We start from the raw sequence: 16,442 nt of genomic DNA on the forward strand, positions 1-16,442 counted from the left end.
ACGGAAGGCACACCGAAGCAGTCTTCTCACCGGCAGCGGGCCACTCCTCTACACGGCTTCGCGCACCTCGCGCCGGGACATCCCCAGCGCCGCCACCCCGATGAGCACGACTGCCACGACGGCGAGTGCCAAGCGTGCTCCGTATGCATCGAGCAGCCAGCCGACGATCCCGTAAAACGGCGGCAGGACAGCGTGCTCCAAGGTCTCGTCGGTCGCGAAGACGCGCCCCCGGAATTCGTCCGGGACTGCCTGCTGGAGCAGGGCGAAGAACGGCACGACCGTCAGCATCGAGACGGCTCCGGAGAGGGCAAGCACGGCGGCGGCCTGCACGAGGGTCTGCGAGACCGCCAGCAACCCGGCGGTGAGCCCCATCCCGAGGTAGCCGGCCAGGACGAGCCGACCTCTTGATACGGTCGGGGGCAGCAGTCCGATCAACAGGCCGCTGGTCGCCATCCCCGCGTTGAGTGCCGACAGCAACGTCCCGTACCCTACCGGGCCGGCGTCCAGAACCCGCTCGGAGAACACCGGTGCCACCAGCGGCATCGCCGCCCAGTAGAAGTGAGACAGGATTCCCAGCACTGCGAGCAAGAAAACGACGCGGGCGCGCACCAGGTATCGGATGCCGTCGGCGATCTCGGCCAGCAACGACGCTGGGGATCCCCGACCCTCGCGCCGTTGCGGGATGGTCGCGCGTGCGATCAGCGCCCCCGACGCTAGGTAGCTCAGCGCATCGAGGTAGAAGACCGTATCGATCCCGACCGTCGCGATCAGCACGCCGCCCAGCCCCGGCCCGATGACGCCCGCGACCTGGCGCGTGGTCTCCAGCAGCGAGTTGGCGGCCACCAGATCGTGCGGGGCCACCAGGTTGGGCAGGCTCGCGCGCAGCGCCGGACGGAAGACCTGGGAAGCCACCCCGAGCAGGAAGACCAGAACGTACAGAACCGGCAGCGACAGCAGGCCCGCACCGCGCAGCAGAGGGATGGCGGCCACAACCGCCGCGCGCACGACGTCCATCGTGATCATGGTCTGGCGCCGGTTCCACCGGTCCACCAGGGCACCGGCAACCAGACCGAACAGCACCGTCGGCAGGATCTGTGCGATGAGGGCCACGGCCGCAGCAACCGCCGATCCGGTGACCTGCAGCACCAGCCACAGCACCGCCACGTCGTCGACCGCGTCGCCCACCCGCGAGATCACCTGGCCGACGAAGACGCGCCGGAAGTGCGCGTTGCCGGTGAGCAGGCTTTGGTAGCGGGCGGTCAGGGGCAATCCCACAGATCCGAAGAGGCCCGACGTCCCGGGGTCGTATCCCTCTTGCGCGCCATCCTGGCTGCCTGCAAGCAGGCGTGTTCCTTGAGGCTGCGGATGCCAGGGCGGCCGAATTCAGCGGTCCTCATCCCGACCCTCGCCCCGAGACGGCCGTCAGCACCGCACGCGCGGGTTCATCCTCGCCTCCCACGCGAAGCCAGTGAGGGCGAAACCCAGCACCGTAAACGTGATGAGCAGTCCCGGCGGCAGCACCCACCACACCCACGCACCGCTGAGGAAAGCGCTGCGCACCTGAGCGTAGTACAGGACCGACCCCCAGCTCTTCGCCGTCGGATCCCCCAGACCGAGGAAGCTCAAGGACGCCTCGATCAGGATCGCACTGCTGGCAGCAAGGATGAACTGTGACAGTGCGACCGGCAGCGCACCGGGGAGCACGTGCTTACTGAGGATCCGCAGCGATCCCGCACCCAGTGCCCTCGCGGCTTCGACGTAATCGAGCGTGCGCAGCTGCAACACCTGCGAGCGAACGATGCGGGCGGGCCGTGCCCACACCAGCGCGCCGATCACCAGGATGAGGTTCCAGAAGCTCGGTCCGAGATAGGCCGCGAGCAGGATCATCAACGGCAGGAAGGGCAGCACGAGCACGATGTCCACGATCCGCATGAGCAGCACGTCCAGCCAGCCTCCGAAGTAGCCGGAGACGACGCCCACCGCCGTGCCGATCACGATCGCAGCCGCAGCCGCTAAAAACCCAATCGTAAGCGACACGCGGGCCCCGTAAAGCAGCTCGCTGAGGATGTCCTGGCCGACATCGTTGGTGCCCAACGGGTGGACCTGGCTCGGCGGCGAGAACGGCGCGGCGACGTTCTCCGTCGGGTCATGCGGACTGATCCAGGGCGCCAAGGCCGCCGCCGCGATGAGACCGCACAGCAGCGCCAGACCCACGGTGCCAACTCCGCCAACCCGTAGGCGGCGCCTGGCCAGAGGCATGGTCACCTCCGCGGTCGCCATCCGCCAGCCTCCCTCACAGCGTTCCGGTGCAGAGCGACATGCGCTTCAGACCCCCAGACCCCGTCGCACCCGTGGGTCAACCAACGGGTACAGCAGGTCAGCCAGCACGTTCGCCGCAATGACGCTGACCGTGATCACGAAGAAAGACGCCTGCAGCACCGGATAGTCCCGTGCGAGCACCGCTTCGAAGAGCAGGCGACCCACGCCCGGATAGGAGAACACGGTCTCGATCACCGTGGCGCCGCCGACCACGAAGCCCAAGTTCAGCATGAAGACGGTGGCGACCGGAAGCAACGCGTTCCGTGTGACGTGTCGGAACAGGATGACCCGCTCGGGCAAGCCCTTTGAACGCGCGGTGACAATGTATGGTTCCCCGAGCACCGAAAGCATCGAGTACCGCATTACGAGGAACACGTTCGGAACCGATACGACGACGAGGGTTGTCAGGGGCAGGACGAGGTGCCAGGCGACGTTGCCGACCAGCGCCAGCCCCTCCAGGCCGGACCCGATCGTGCGCGCACCGAAGATGGGGAACCAGCGGAGTTTCGCAGCAACCGTGGCAATCAGGATCATCGCGAGCCAAAAGCTGGGCATCGACTCGAAGAGCATGCAGCCGCCCAGCAGGCCGAGATCGGTCGCCCGTCCCCGCCGCCAGGCCGCGATCGCGCCGAGCCACACGCCCAAGACCGTCGACAGGACGAGAGCGGTCCCGACCAGCAGCAGAGTCCAGGGCAACCGCTCGGCCAGGATGTGGGCGACCGGGCGGCCCTGCTGGAGCGAGTAGCCGAGGTCGCCGACAGCCAGCCGCCCGAGATAGTGCAGGTACTGCTGCCAGACGGGTCGATCCAGGCCCAGGCTTGCGAGGAGATTTTGTCGGTCTTCCGCGGACAAAGAGGCGGCGTCCTCGCCCGCCAGAAGCACGAGGGGGCTTCCGGGCATCAGCCGCGGCAGCGCGAAGTTGATCGTGCTCGCGACAAGCAGGACGAGAGCGTACTGGGCCCCCTTTCCGACCAGGAACCGCCACATCATGCTATCTGCGCGGCGCGTTCACGAACGACAGCTTGTTGACGATGCCCTGTCCCTTCTGATAGACCCAACCGTCGAACCGGGACGCCCGGTACGCGTAGATTCCATCGGCGTAGAAGAGCACGTGCACCGGCAGGTCCTGTGCGATGATCCTCTGCATCTCGTATGCCAACTGCCTCTGTCGGTTCGGATCCACCACCGTCGCGAGCTGTTCACCGAGCTGATCGATGCGCGGGTTCTTGTAGCCGCCGATGTTGATGGTCCCCACTCGGCAGTCCGAATGGAACAGGTCGCGCAGGGCCGTCGGCCGCGACATCACGGGCGCCGACCAGCCGAACATCGTCATGTCGAAGCGGCGGCCCTTGCAGACATCGAACTCCGGCCACACCAAGTCGATGATCGACGCATCCTCCATGACCCGAACGGTCACGGCGATCCCGACGTCGCGCAGCCACGTACGGATCAGGTCCGCGCCGCGAATGCGGACCGGGTTGCCGGATTGGGCCAGGAGCACGAACCGCAACGGTGTGCCGTCCGGTGCCTCTCGGATGCCGTCGTTGTTGCGATCCCGATAGCCAGCCTCGTTGAGGATCGCGACCGCGCGTGCCTTGTTCGGCTCGATCCTCACCTCCCGGTTGTACCAGGGCGATGCGGGATGCAGGTAGCCCGGGCTGCCGACGACCGCGTAGCCGAGCATGAGCAGCCGCACCATCAAAGAGGTATTGATCGCGTGCGCGATCGCCCGGCGCAGGCGAACGTCCCTCAGCTGAGGGTGCTCGAGGTTGAACTGGAGCAGTGTGGACGCATACCCGGGGCCGCGCACCACCTTCATGTCCCGTACCGCCTGGAACTGAGCGACCAGTTCCGGCAACAGGCTGCGGACGGTGGCATCGGTCTCCCCAGCGCGCAGGGACGTGAAGTCCACGGCCGCGTCGCGGATGATCGGGAGGACAATCTCCCGCACCTTGGGGCGTCCAGCGAAGTAGGTGTCGTTTGCCACCAACCGGTAGAACTGACCGGAGCGCACCTCACCGACCCGGTAGGGACCACTGCCGATCGTGTTGTCGAACCTGCGGGGCTCGGTGACCGACTCCCAGATGTGACGCGGCAGGATCGGCACGTCGGCAAGCGGCTGCGCGCGGAACGCCGCCCTGGCCGCACGCAGACGGAACACCACGGTTTGCGGGTTGGGTGTGTCGATGGCCTCGATGTCGCGGGCCTGCGGCGTCCAGCGGCCGTGCGTGAACCGGCCTCGTCCACTCAGGTGTGTTCGGCCGTCCGGTGATCGGGTACCCCTTGGCGCGGGTTTCAGACCGCGACCGGGTAACCGACGTCCGCCAGGGCCTGCTTGATCCGCTCCTCGTCGATCTGCTGGGGATCGAACTCCACGCGGACTTCCTTACTGTTCTCGTCGGCCCTCACCCGAATGACCCCGGGCAGGCTTGAGGCTGTCTCCTCCACCGTAGCAACGCATCCGCCGCAGTGGATGCGGGGTACCTTGTAGACTCTCTCCATTGCGGCTCCTCCTTCCGATCGAAGGTCAGGCGTGTGCGGCGAACCTCCGAAGGCGCAGGCTGTTCGAGACGACGGACACGGAACTCAACGCCATGGCCGCCGCCGCCAGGACCGGGTTGAGCAGGATTCCGAAGAACGGGTACAGGACCCCGGCCGCCACCGGGATCAGGGCCGTGTTGTACGCGAAGGCCCAGAACAGGTTCTGCCGGATCGTCCGCATCGTGGCCCGGCTGAGACGGATCGCGGTGGGAATCGCCCCCAGGTTGTCGCCCACCAGGACGACGTCGGCAGACTCGATCGCGACGTCCGTCCCTGCACCGATCGCGATTCCCAAATCGGCCTGAACCAAAGCCGGCGCGTCGTTGATCCCATCCCCCACGAACGCCACCCGGTGGCCTTCCGCCTGGAGCCGCCTCACCTCCTCCGCCTTCTGGTGTGGCAGCACCTCGCTCAGCACGCGGTCGATGCCGACCTGGCGGGCGATCGCCTCCGCGGTTCGGCGGTTGTCTCCGGTGAGCATCGCGACCTGCAAGCCCATGCGGCGCAGCTCGGCCACCACCTCCCGCGCGTTGGGCTTGAGGGTGTCCGCCACCGCCAGCACGCCCGCGGGCTGTCCGTCCACCGCCACGAACATCGCCGTCTTGCCCTGTTCGGCGAACTGCCGAGCGGCGGGCGCAAGCCCGTCCAGCGAGATCGCGCGCCCGGCCAGCAGCTGCTCGTTGCCGGCCACGACCTCGCGACCGGCGACGAGGGCGACGACGCCGCCTCCGGGGATGGCCTCGAAGCGCTCGGGATCGGTCAGTTCCAGATTCCGCGAGCGCGCCGCGGCCACGATCGCCTCGCCGAGGGGATGTTCGCTGCCCCGCTCGGCCGATGCTGCGATCTGCAGCAGTTCCGCTTCCGAGAATCCCCCAGCCGCGCGCACGTCGGTCAGGGCCGGCGCTCCCCGCGTGAGGGTGCCGGTCTTGTCGAGCACGACGACCCGCACGCGGCCGGCGATCTCCAGCGCGGCCGCGTCCTTGATGAGCACGCCGAGCTGAGCGCCAACACCGGTGCCCACCATGATCGCCGTCGGCGTCGCCAGTCCGAGCGCACACGGACAGGCGATGATCAACACCGCGATGAAGTTCGCCAGCGCGAGCGTCGCCCCGGGCTGTGGTCCCCAGATCCACCACACCAAGAAGGTCACAATCGCCACCGCCATCACGGCGGGCACGAAGTAGCTGGCGACGACGTCCACGAGCCGCTGCACCGGTGCCTTGCTGCTCTGTGCCTGCTCCACCAGACGGACAATCTGCGCCAGAGCGGTGTCGGTGCCGACGCGGGTCGCGCGGAAGCGGAACGAGCCGGTCTTGTTGATCGTCGCCCCAATTACCTCGTCGCCGGGGCCCTTGTCGACCGGCATGCTCTCGCCTGTGATCATCGACTCGTCGACTGTGGACCGACCGTGCACGACGACGCCGTCGACGGGGATCTTCTCGCCGGGCCGCACGACCACCACGTCGCCGACCTGCACATCCTCGACGGGAATCTCGACCTCGACGCCTTCGCGTACGACGCGGGCTGTCCGGGCACCCAGCGCGAGCAGCCTGCGGATCGCCTCCGAGGCCCGGCCCCTGGCCCGGGCCTCGAGCAACCGGCCGAGCAGGACGAGCGTGACGATGATCGCGGCGACCTCGTAGTACAGCGCCGGCTGGAGCCCGGCACGCGCGAACGCGTGTGGGGCGAAGGTGGCGACGGCGCTGTAGCCGTAGGCCGCCGATGTGCCGACCGCGATCAGCGTGTTCATGTCGGTCGTCCGGTGCCGCCCCACCGCCCAAGCGCCCCGGTAGAACCGCCAGCCCGACCAGAACTGCACCGGCGTGGCCAGCGCGAACTGCACGAGCGGTGCCGACAGCCAGGGCGGGATCGCGCTGAGGTGCACACCCAGCATGTGGGGCAACGAACCGATCGCCAGCGGCAGCGTGAGGACCGCGGCAACCAGGAACCGGTTGCGCACGTCGCGCAATTCCGCCGTGCGCGCCTCCTGTTCCCTGTCGGCGGCGGCCGTTGAAGTACCTGCGACCTCACCTTCCTCCGGATCGTAGCCGGCATCCCGGATGGCCCGGTACAGGTCGCGCATCGAGACGAGGCCCGGTACGTAGATTACGGTCGCGCGCTCGGTGGCCAGGTTCACCGAGGCGTCCACCACGCCCGCCACCGCCCGCAGGGTCTGCTCCACACGGACCACGCACGAAGCGCAGCTCATCCCGCGCACGGCGATGTCCACCCGCTCGGTGCGCACGTCGTAACCGCGGTCGCGCACCGCACGCACCAACCGCCGCAGCTCCGCGGTCTGCGGGTCGACCGTCACGGTCGCCCGCTCGGTCGCCAGGTTCACGGAGGCCTCCCGCACACCGGGAACCACACGCAGGGCGGATTCGACCTGCGCCACGCACGACGCGCAGCTCATGCCCTCAATGGGGATGTCGATCGTCTTGTCCGGCATCGGTCCTTCGTCCTCTATCCGCCGACTCTCTGCTCGAAGACGTCGAGCAGTTCGCGGATGACGCGCTCTCGCTCGTTGGGGTCGTCCGACCGGATCGCCGCGCTCACGCAGTGGTTGAGGTGCCGCTCCAGCAGCATGGCGTTGACCCGGTCGATCGCTGCCTGCACGGCCTTCGTCTGCTTGAGCACGTCGACGCAGTAGGCGTCGTCCTCGACCATCCGGACGATCCCGCCGACGTGCCCTTCGATGCTGCGCAGGCGCGCGAGGATGCGCTCTTTGGCTACGGGATCCGAACCCAGGACTTTGGTCGCCATCGGGCCCTCCGCCCCCCCCCTTATGGGGAGGGGGTCTTTATCAGGATAGCGGAGACGGGGCGCACCCGCAACCCACTCGCCGAAGATCAGTGAATCCGGTCCCGGTCCTCCAGCCCGCTGATGCGCATCAGGCGCCGGAAGCGGCGCCTGAGCCACCAGCGATGCAGCCGGGCGGCCGGACTGGGGAGAAGACGGCGCGACAAGCGCCCCAGGGAGTACCGGCCACGCCGCGCGAACCACCAGGCCAAAGCGGGGCCGAAGAGCGCGAATGCGCCAAGCGGGAACGAAAACGAGAAGACCACGACTACGGCTGCGATCGCCCCAAGCCAGCGGGACTCCACCGGCAGTACGAAGAATGCGAGCACCCGTTCCCGCGGATTGATCTGGGACCAGGCCACGACCGCCGCCGCCAGCGGCATCCACAGCCCTTCGAGCAGTGCCGCACGCCCGGTGAGCGCCGCACCGACCCACAGGCCCGCTGCCGCAACTAGTGAACACAGCATCAGGAAGATCAGGTAGTCGCGCGCTCCCCACGCTCGTTCCAGGCTGCCCCCGAACATCCAGACCACGTAGGCACCGACCAACAGCCACAGGATCGGACCGGAACCCACCAGCGGATACGTAACGGCCGTCCACGGCCGCCACGCGGCGTCGGCGGTATGGAAGGCGAGGGCGTCCCACCGCGCCACACCGACGAAGGACGCGACGAACGTGAGGGCATTGGCCGCCAGCAGAGCCCAGGTGACCGGGCATCCGCCGGGCAGCGCGAGCAGCGGGTGGCGCGAACGTCCCCTCAGCACGAGGCGGCCTCTCGAACAGGATGTATTGTAGCGACCGCCGCGGGCACTCGGCAGCGGCCGCCGGGGCTGGGAGTATAAGAACGGGGCGACGTGGAATCCCCAACAGGGTGGGCAGCGGACCGTGGGGAGGCCGCCAGTGGACAGGGAAGTAAGGCTTCGAAAGATCGAGGAGTGGCTCGCCGAGGACGAGCGCACCGTGCGCGTGCTGGTCGGAGCCCTCTATCCCGGACGCGCCCTGGCGACGCTGGCCACGCGGCTGGGCGTGACGTACGTCGGACATCGGATCACGAAGGTCCCGCGGCCGGAGCTGCTGGATGCGGTCGCCGAGACGGTGCGCCAGCACCCTGGCGAGCGGACCCGCCTGGCCGAGGAACTGCTCGAGGGCGCTCAAGAGCAGCTGACCGCCGTCCAGGCGATCGCCAGCCAGCACGTGGCGCGCTGGATCGCCGGCACCGGCTCTGCCGAAGAAGGGATGAAGCGGTTGGTCGCTGCGATCGTGGATGAGCGCCCGCGCGTCGGACGCAGCGCGCGCAGCTGGTGGCGCCGCTTCCTGGCCGACGCCACCCGGCAACAACAGCTCCGGCCGGAGGAGATGCCGACGCAGGTCCTCAACGAGCTCGTGCGCATCGCCTCCGAACCCCTGCAGGCGGCCTCGGAGAGACTCACGTCGGCCGCGAAGGACCTGCGCGACGTCCTCCGAGAGGCCGCACAGTATCTCCGGCGCGTGGACCAGGACGTCGCGCGCCAGGCCGCTCACATCGATCGGAAGGTGCAGGGGCTGGGCGACGAGATCACGCGCGTGCGGTCCTGGTTCGGCGAGCAGCAGGGTTCCGTCCGGCGCAGCCTGGAGGAACTCACATCGGCGATCCGTTCGTTGGAGTCGCGGCTGGACCGCCATCAGCAGGCCACCGAGGAACTCGTCCGCCGCCTGGCCGGCGTCGCGGTCGCCCTCGAGCGAGGCCAGGTCGAGGCCGCACGCCGGGAGTTGACCCGCGTGCGTTCGGGCAAGGTGCGCGTGGGGATCTTTGCCGACGTCGCCAACCTGTACTTCTCGGCGCGGGACGCCCATGGATCGCGGGTGCACTACGGCGCCTTGATGGCGCGCGGCCAGCAGCTGGGCGAAGTCGCCGTGGCGCGCGCGTATGTGACCGAGGGATCAAACGCCGAGGGCCAGGCGGCGTTCGAAGCAGCCCTGCGGCACATCGGATTCGAGGTCAAGGTCCTCCACCTGCGGCGCCTGTCGGATGGCCGGCACAAGGCGAACTGGGACCTGGGGATGGCGACTGACATCCTCGTCTGCGCCGACGACCTGGACGTGGTGCTGTTGGCGACAGGAGACGGCGATTTCGTGGACCTGGTGCGATGGCTTCGCCGGCAGGGGCTGCAGGTCCACGTCGCCGGGGTAGCCGGACACACCGCGGGCGAACTGATCTCGGCCGCCGACGGCTGGATCCCGCTGGAGGGTGATCTGCTGATGCCAGCCCGGCAGAGATCCTGACGCCTAGCGGGTGAAGACGGGCAACGTGGCTAGGTAGATCAGCTCGGGGTCGCGGTACACATCCCCCTGGAGGATGACCGCCGCGCGGGCGGTGATCGGCGCCCCCAGCACCTCCATCAGGCGGGCTGCGGCCTGGAAGGTCCCCCCGGTACTGACAACGTCGTCGACTATAGCCACGCGTCGGCCGCGGATTGCCGTCGCATCGGGCCCGTTGAGCACCAGCGGGTGGGCCGTCGCCGCGGTGATGGACTGCGCCTCGACGACGACGGGGTCGCGCATATAACTCTTGACCTCGCGCCGGCACGCCACGTACGGGAAGAACTGCCCGTGGCGCGGCTCGGACAGGTACGTCGCGATCATGTGCACCAACGGGACGGACTTGGCGGTCAGCGAGACGAGCGCGTCGAACTCCCTCGTCCGCAGCTCGCTGGCCAGTTCGCGGGCGCAGGCGTTCGTCAGCTCGACGTCGCCCCACAGCCGAAAGAAGGGGATCCAGACGTTGTCCTGCACCTGCTCGACGGGTAGGGTGCGCCGGACCCCAGCCACGCGCAGGTCGAACGCGGTCTGTCCCTCGTAGCGCATCGTCCCTCCCTGGGCATCAGGTCCGCCGGTGTTATCGGGTACTTTAGCACACCGCGCCGCAGCCGCGAAGTGCTGGGGTACAATGGCGGAAAAGCCAGCCGCTGTCGTACGGATCTGGAGCCTCGGACGCCGGATTGAACGCCGCAGAGATCCCGCCGGGCACCGAGATCGTCGCACTGCTCGGCGATCCGGTCGCCCACAGTCTCTCGCCCCGGATGCAGGCCGCGGCGTTCGCCGCGGCGGGGCTGCCGTGGGCGTACGTCGCGCTGCGCGTCCTGCCCTCGGATCTGCGCGCCGCCCTGGCCGGGCTGCGGGCGCTGGGGTTCGCCGGCGCCAACGTCACCGTGCCGCACAAGGAAGCGACCTGCGAACTGGTGGACGATCTGGACGAGTGCGCCCGGCGGTGCGGGGCGGTGAACACGATCGTCTTCGGAGAAGGCCGTCGCCTGCTGGGCCGCAACACCGACGTCGCCGGCGTGGAGCGCGCCTTGGCCGAAGCCGGCGTGGGGCTCGCGGGGTTGCGGGCGGCCGTCGTCGGCGCGGGCGGTGCCGCGCGCGCTGCCTGCGTCGCGCTGGCGTCGGGAGGCGCGGCAGAGATCGCGGTGCTGTCGCGCGACGTCGAACGGGCCGAATTTCTGTGTGGGCAGATGTCGGCGCTGTCTGGCAAGACCCAGTTCGAAGCCTTCCCGCTTGAGCCAACGTCTTTGCGCGTGGTCCTGCGCGGGGTCGATCTGCTGATCAACGCGACGCCGGTCGGCATGCATCCCGACGTCGACCGCAGCCCGATCCCGTCGACCGAGATGCTGCGCGCGGGACTGGCGGTCTTCGACATGGTCTACAATCCCGCGCAGACCAAGCTGCTGTGGATGGCGCGCGAAGCCGGTGGGCGTACCATCTCGGGGCTGGAGATGCTGGTCTGGCAGGGCGCCGCTTCCTTCGAGCTGTGGACGGGAAAGCCGGCACCCCTGGAGGCCATGAGAAGGGCAGTGGGGCTGGTGGATCCGGCGACGGCCACGGGCTGAGATGCCGCTGCGTCTGATCACCGCCGGGGAGTCCCACGGTCGCGGGCTGGTCGCCACGGTGGAAGGGCTGCCGGCGGGGCTGGCGGTAGACGAGGAGTACCTGAACGGGCAGTTGCGCCGCCGGCAGGCCGGGTATGGCCGCGGCGGCCGCATGCGGATCGAGCAGGATCGCGCCGAGATCCTCTCGGGACTGGTGGACGGCGTGACGATCGGCGCCCCGGTTTCGGTGCTCGTCTGGAACCGCGACTGGCGCACGGGCGAAGCGCCGCTGGTGCGGCCGCGTCCGGGCCACGCGGACCTGGTGGGCGCGCAGAAGTACGGCTTCGACGACGTGCGCAGGGCCCTTGAGCGGGCCAGCGCCCGGGAAACGGCCGCCCGGGTGGCCGGCGCCACGCTCGCCCGCCGCCTGCTCGAGGAGTTCGGCATCCGCGTGCTCAGCCACGTCGTCGAACTCGGAGGCGTCCACGTCGCCGACCTGCCCCCAGATTGGGACGAGGTCGCGCGCCGCGCCGAGACGTCGGATCTGCGGTGCGCCGACCCTCACGCCGCACAGGCGATGCACCGCGCGATCGACGAAGCCAAAGCCAGCGGGGACACGCTGGGAGGGGTCATTGAGATCGTGGCGGTGGGCGTGCCGCCGGGCCTGGGATCCTACGTCCACTGGGACCGCAGGCTCGACGGAAGGATCGCCCAGGCGGTCATGAGCGTCCACGCGATCAAGGGCGTCGCGATCGGGGATGCGTTCGCGATCGCCTCAGGGCGGGGCAGCACCGCCCACGACGAGATCCACTACGATGCGGCCAGGGGTTTCTACCGCGAAACCAACCGCGCCGGCGGCATCGAGGGAGGCGTCAGCAACGGCATGCCGATCGTCGTGCGGGCCGCGATGAAGCCGCTTTCGACTTTGCGTGCCCCGTTGCGATCCGTGGACATCCGCACGCGCGAGCCCGCTGCCGCCGCCGTCGTGCGCTCCGACGTGACGGCGCTCCCGGCGGCAGGTGTGGTGTGCGAGGCCATGCTGGCATTCGTCTTGGCCGACGCGCTGTGCGAGAAGTTCGGTGCGGACTCCCTCGACGACATGCGCGGCGCCTATGACCGATATTTGCAGAGGATCCGCTGACCGCAAGCGGTGGGCTGACAGGATGCGCAACATCGTCCTGATCGGGTTCATGGGTGCTGGCAAGACAGCCGTCGGCCAGGAGGTGTCGCGCCGTTTGGGCTGGCCGTTCTACGACACGGACACGCTCGTCGAGCAGGAAGCAGGCAAGTCCACCTCCGCGATCTTCGAACAGGAAGGGGAGGTGGGTTTCCGCGAGCGGGAGCGGCGGGCCGTCGCCCAAGTCGCGCGGCGGAGGCCGGCCGTGATCGCGTGCGGCGGGGGTGTGGTGACCGACCCGCACAACGTCCATCGGCTCAAGCGGACCGGCCGGATCGTCCTCCTGGAGGCCCCCCTGGAGCGAACGCTCGCCCGCGTCGGCGCGGCGGCACAGCGCCCGCTGCTGCGAGAGGACCCGTCCCGACGCGCCGCCGAGCTGATGGAGCAGCGCCGGCCGCTGTACCGCAAGGCGGCCGAGATCGTCGTCGACACAGGCGAGCTGACCGTGGAGGCCGCCGCCGAGTGCGTCATCCGGGCGGCGGCCGAGCGCGAGCGCCGCACGATCCCGGTGGCCCTGGGCGGCGGCTACCCTGTACACGTCGGCGAGGGCATCCTGCCCCTGGTGGCCCTGGACTTGCAGCGCATCGGAGCACGCCGGATCGCCCTCCTCACCCACCCGCGGCTGTTGGACCTGTACGGCGGTCGGCTGTGCATGGCCCTGCGGGCGTGGGGCTTGGACCCCCACCCCATCACGGTGCCGCCGGGGGAACGGAGCAAGTCGCTGCGGTACGCGCAGCGCGTCTACGAGGGCATGGCCCAAGCGCGCCTGGACCGCACGGCTGCGCTGCTCGCCCTGGGCGGCGGGGTGATCGGCGACCTGGGGGCATTTGCCGCCGGGACGTACATGCGCGGCCTCGCACTGGTCCACCTCCCGACGACCCTCCTCGCGCAGGTCGACTCCAGCATCGGAGGCAAGGCCGCGCTCAACGTCGTCGCGCGCAACTTAGTCGGTCTGTTCTGGCATCCGCAGGCGGTGGTCGCCGACGTCGCGACGCTGCGGTCGCTGCCCCCACGGGCGCTGCGCGCGGGACTGAGCGAGTGCGCCAAGCACGCGGCGGTCGCCGACGCCGATCTGTTCGCCTGGCTGGAGGCGAACGTCGCGGTGGTGCTGCGCCGCGATCCCACCGCGCTCACCGAGCTCGTGGCACGCAACGTCGAGATCAAGTCCCGCATCGTCGAAGCCGACGAGCGGGAGACCGCCGGCGGCCGTGAGGCCCTGAACTTCGGGCACACGGTGGCGCACGCCCTGGAAGCCACCACCGCCTACCGCCTGCCGCACGGCGAGGCCGTGGCGATCGGGATGCTGGCCGAGTGTGAGATCGGCATCCGGGTGGGCATCACCGATCCGGACGGTGCCCGCCGCCTGCGCGCACTGCTCGAACGGGCCGGTATGAAGCTGCGGCCACCTCCCTTTGATCCGGACGAGGCCATCGGCCGGATGGCGCTGGACAAAAAGACGCGCGCCGGACGGCTGCGGTTTGTGCTGCTGGAGCGCATCGGCGCCGCCCGCACCGGTGTGGAGGTGGACGTCGCTGTCGTCGCAAAGGCGCTGCACGCGTTGCTGGAGGGGTCACGATGAGGATCCTCGTGCTGTCCGGGCCGAACCTCAACCTGCTCGGCACCCGAGAACCCCACATCTACGGCACCCAGACGCTGGCCGACATCGAATCCCGCCTGAGGATGCGCGCGAGCGAACTCGATGTCGAGGTGCGCTTCCTCCAGTCCAACCACGAGGGGGCGCTCATCGACGCGCTGCACGCCGCACGGGAGGATTGCGACGCCGTGGTGCTGAACCCCGGCGCCCTGACGCACACTTCCGTCGCGCTGCGCGACGCGATCGCTGCGATCGGCATCCCGGTCGTCGAGGTGCACCTCAGCAACCTCCACGCGCGCGAGCAGTTCCGCCGAAGGCTGCTGCTGGCACCGGTCGTGCGCGGCCAGGTCCTCGGATTCGGTGCCGACAGCTACCTGCTCGGTCTGGAGGCCGCCGTCCGCGTCGCGCGCGGGCGCGGAGGGGCACCGTGAGCGTCCGCGGGATCCGGGGCGCGATCCGCGTCGAGGCGAACACCGCCGAGGCGATCCTCGATGCGGCCCGGACCCTGCTGGACGAACTCGTGCGCGCCAACGGCCTCGCCGCCGACGACGTCGCGGCGGTGCTGTTCACCTGCACGCCGGACCTGGACGCGGCCTTCCCCGCAGAGGCCGCCCGGAGCCTCGGCTGGAGCCGCGTCCCCCTGCTGTGCTCTCGGGAGATGGACGTCCCGGGGGCGATGTCGCGTGTACTGCGCGTGTTGATGCTGGTGAACACAACTGTCCCGCAGGAGAAGATCGTGCACGTCTATGTGGGCGAGGCCGAGCGCCTGCGTCCGGACCTCGCAAGCGCCCAGTGAGCACACGATGACCGTCTCGCCCGCCCGCATCCGCGGCCGCCTGCGCGTTCCGGCCGACAAGTCCATCTCCCACCGGGCGGTGCTGCTCGGCGCGATCGCCCAGGGGGTCAGTGTGGCGCGCAACTTCCTCGTCGCCGCCGACACGCTGCGCAGCGTCGCCTGCGTCCGAGCACTCGGCGTCGACGCACAACTCGACGGCACGACGCTGCGCGTCGGCGGACGCGGTCTGCGCGGTCTGCGAGCACCGACCGAAGCGCTGGACGCAGGGAACTCGGGGACGACGATCCGCCTGCTGTGCGGAGTCCTCGCCGGCCAGCCGTTCGAAGCCATACTGACCGGCGACGACTCGATCCGCCGGCGGCCGATGGACCGCGTCGTCACGCCGCTGCGGGAGATGGGCGCGAGGATCGAAGCGCAGGCGGGAGGGCTGGCACCCCTGCGGGTCCGGGGCGGTGCACTGCGGCCGATCCGCCATCGGATGCCCATCCCCAGCGCGCAGGTGAAGTCCGCGATCCTGCTTGCCGGCCTGTACGCCGACGGGGAGACGACTGTCGTCGAGCCCCAGCCGTCGAGGGACCACACCGAGCGGATGCTCCGTGCGATGGGGGTGCAGACCGGCGTCCGCGAAGTTCCCCCCTCCTCTCCGGGGGCCGAAGGGCCAAGGGAGGTATGGGTGCGAGGGGTAGGACGCATCGAGCCCGTCGAGATGGGCGTCCCCGGCGACCCCTCCTCAGCGGCGTTCTTCTGGGTCGCTGCGGCGGCTCAGCCGGGCGGGGAGGTCGTGGTGGAAGACGTCGGACTCAACCCCGCGCGCACCGGCGTCCTGGACGCTCTGCGGGCCATGGGGGCGGCAGTCGACGTCCGCGAGGTGCGGGAAGTCTGCGGAGAACTTGTCGGCACCGTCGCCGTGCGGGGTCTGGGCCTGAGGGCGACCGCCGTCGCCGGAGCGCTCGTCCCCCGCCTGATCGACGAGATCCCCGCGCTCGCTGTCGCAGCCGCTGTCGCCGAGGGCGACACGATCATCCGTGACGCCGCCGAACTGCGCGTCAAGGAGTCCGACCGGATCGAGGCGCTGGTCAGCAATCTCCGCGCGATCGGCGTCGACTGCACCGAACTGCCGGACGGTCTGGTGGTGCACGGAGGACGCATCCGCGGCGGGCGCGTGCGGTCGGCCGGCGACCACCGGATCGCGATGGCGTTCGCCGTGGCCGGATTGCTGTCCGAGCGCGGTGTTACGATCGACGACGTGGCCTGCGTCGCGACGTCGTTTCCCGGGTTCGCGCAGGCGCTGACCGCATTGACCGGCGGACGTATGTACGGCGCGTAGGATCCCATGGGTGGGCCGTCGGTTTCCATTGGGCCGACGGGCCA

The 16,442-nt window shown here is 69.6% G+C and carries 16 protein-coding genes; 7 read left to right on the top strand and 9 right to left on the bottom strand.

All coding sequences use genetic code 11. The annotated features are described in order from the left end of the window. Positions 1-48: 48 nt before the first annotated feature. From QN163_00185 to QN163_00220, 8 genes are all read right to left on the bottom strand, one after another. Positions 49-1,269 carry an MFS transporter gene (locus tag QN163_00185; GenBank protein ID MDR5682435.1) on the bottom strand — a complete coding sequence of 407 codons (1,221 nt, stop codon included), beginning with the start codon at positions 1,267-1,269 and terminating at the stop codon, positions 49-51. 153 nt (positions 1,270-1,422) lie between these two features. Next, positions 1,423-2,280 carry an ABC transporter permease gene (locus QN163_00190; GenBank protein ID MDR5682436.1) on the bottom strand — a complete coding sequence of 286 codons (858 nt, stop codon included), beginning with the start codon at positions 2,278-2,280 and terminating at the stop codon, positions 1,423-1,425. A gap of 45 nt (positions 2,281-2,325) precedes the next feature. Then, positions 2,326-3,309, bottom strand: coding sequence for an ABC transporter permease (locus tag QN163_00195; protein MDR5682437.1), 984 nt, complete (start codon positions 3,307-3,309; stop codon positions 2,326-2,328). Between the two features lies 1 nt (position 3,310). Next, the gene (locus QN163_00200) at positions 3,311-4,618 is read right to left on the bottom strand and encodes an ABC transporter substrate-binding protein (protein ID MDR5682438.1); all 1,308 of its coding nucleotides are present in this window, start codon (positions 4,616-4,618) and stop codon (positions 3,311-3,313) included. Continuing rightward, on the bottom strand, positions 4,615-4,821 hold the full coding sequence (locus QN163_00205; GenBank protein MDR5682439.1) for a heavy-metal-associated domain-containing protein: 207 nt from the start codon (positions 4,819-4,821) through the stop codon (positions 4,615-4,617). The genes QN163_00200 and QN163_00205 overlap by 4 nt, the downstream gene beginning before the upstream one ends. Before the next feature lie 25 nt (positions 4,822-4,846). Continuing rightward, positions 4,847-7,309, bottom strand: a complete 2,463-nt coding sequence (locus tag QN163_00210) for a heavy metal translocating P-type ATPase (GenBank protein MDR5682440.1) — start codon at positions 7,307-7,309, stop codon at positions 4,847-4,849. 14 nt (positions 7,310-7,323) lie between these two features. Beyond that, a complete protein-coding gene (locus tag QN163_00215; GenBank protein ID MDR5682441.1) occupies positions 7,324-7,623 on the bottom strand; it encodes a metal-sensitive transcriptional regulator in 300 nt (99 codons plus the stop codon). 86 nt (positions 7,624-7,709) lie between these two features. Next, positions 7,710-8,423, bottom strand: a complete 714-nt coding sequence (locus QN163_00220) for a rhomboid family intramembrane serine protease (GenBank protein ID MDR5682442.1) — start codon at positions 8,421-8,423, stop codon at positions 7,710-7,712. A 136-nt stretch (positions 8,424-8,559) separates the two neighbouring features. On the opposite strand from QN163_00220, the gene QN163_00225 reads away from it, so the two are divergent. Continuing rightward, positions 8,560-9,921: an NYN domain-containing protein gene (locus tag QN163_00225; GenBank protein ID MDR5682443.1), complete on the top strand. Its 1,362-nt coding sequence runs from the start codon at positions 8,560-8,562 to the stop codon at positions 9,919-9,921. Between the two features lie 3 nt (positions 9,922-9,924). Here QN163_00225 and QN163_00230 read toward each other — a convergent pair whose 3' ends face one another. Continuing rightward, the gene (locus QN163_00230) at positions 9,925-10,503 is read right to left on the bottom strand and encodes a phosphoribosyltransferase family protein (GenBank protein MDR5682444.1); all 579 of its coding nucleotides are present in this window, start codon (positions 10,501-10,503) and stop codon (positions 9,925-9,927) included. A gap of 134 nt (positions 10,504-10,637) precedes the next feature. Here QN163_00230 and QN163_00235 point away from each other — a divergent pair, with 134 nt between their 5' ends. Genes QN163_00235 through aroA form a run of 6 tightly spaced genes read left to right on the top strand, consistent with a single transcriptional unit; the run spans position 10,638 to position 16,398 of the window. Further along, the gene (locus QN163_00235; protein MDR5682445.1) at positions 10,638-11,525 is read left to right on the top strand and encodes a shikimate dehydrogenase; all 888 of its coding nucleotides are present in this window, start codon (positions 10,638-10,640) and stop codon (positions 11,523-11,525) included. 1 nt (position 11,526) lies between these two features. After that, complete coding sequence (aroC, locus tag QN163_00240) at positions 11,527-12,645, top strand: chorismate synthase (GenBank protein MDR5682446.1); 1,119 nt, start codon at positions 11,527-11,529, stop codon at positions 12,643-12,645. 22 nt (positions 12,646-12,667) lie between these two features. Further along, complete coding sequence (gene aroB / locus QN163_00245; GenBank protein ID MDR5682447.1) at positions 12,668-14,260, top strand: 3-dehydroquinate synthase; 1,593 nt, start codon at positions 12,668-12,670, stop codon at positions 14,258-14,260. Continuing rightward, positions 14,257-14,706, top strand: a complete 450-nt coding sequence (aroQ, locus tag QN163_00250; protein MDR5682448.1) for a type II 3-dehydroquinate dehydratase — start codon at positions 14,257-14,259, stop codon at positions 14,704-14,706. The genes aroB and aroQ overlap by 4 nt, the downstream gene beginning before the upstream one ends. Further along, the gene (gene aroH, locus QN163_00255; protein ID MDR5682449.1) at positions 14,703-15,071 is read left to right on the top strand and encodes a chorismate mutase; all 369 of its coding nucleotides are present in this window, start codon (positions 14,703-14,705) and stop codon (positions 15,069-15,071) included. The genes aroQ and aroH overlap by 4 nt, the downstream gene beginning before the upstream one ends. A gap of 7 nt (positions 15,072-15,078) precedes the next feature. Continuing rightward, complete coding sequence (gene aroA, locus QN163_00260) at positions 15,079-16,398, top strand: 3-phosphoshikimate 1-carboxyvinyltransferase (GenBank protein MDR5682450.1); 1,320 nt, start codon at positions 15,079-15,081, stop codon at positions 16,396-16,398. The last annotated feature ends 44 nt before the right edge of the window (positions 16,399-16,442 follow it).

The organism is Armatimonadota bacterium (assembly GCA_031432545.1).
GTDB lineage: Bacteria > Sysuimicrobiota > Sysuimicrobiia > Sysuimicrobiales > Sysuimicrobiaceae > Caldifonticola > Caldifonticola tengchongensis.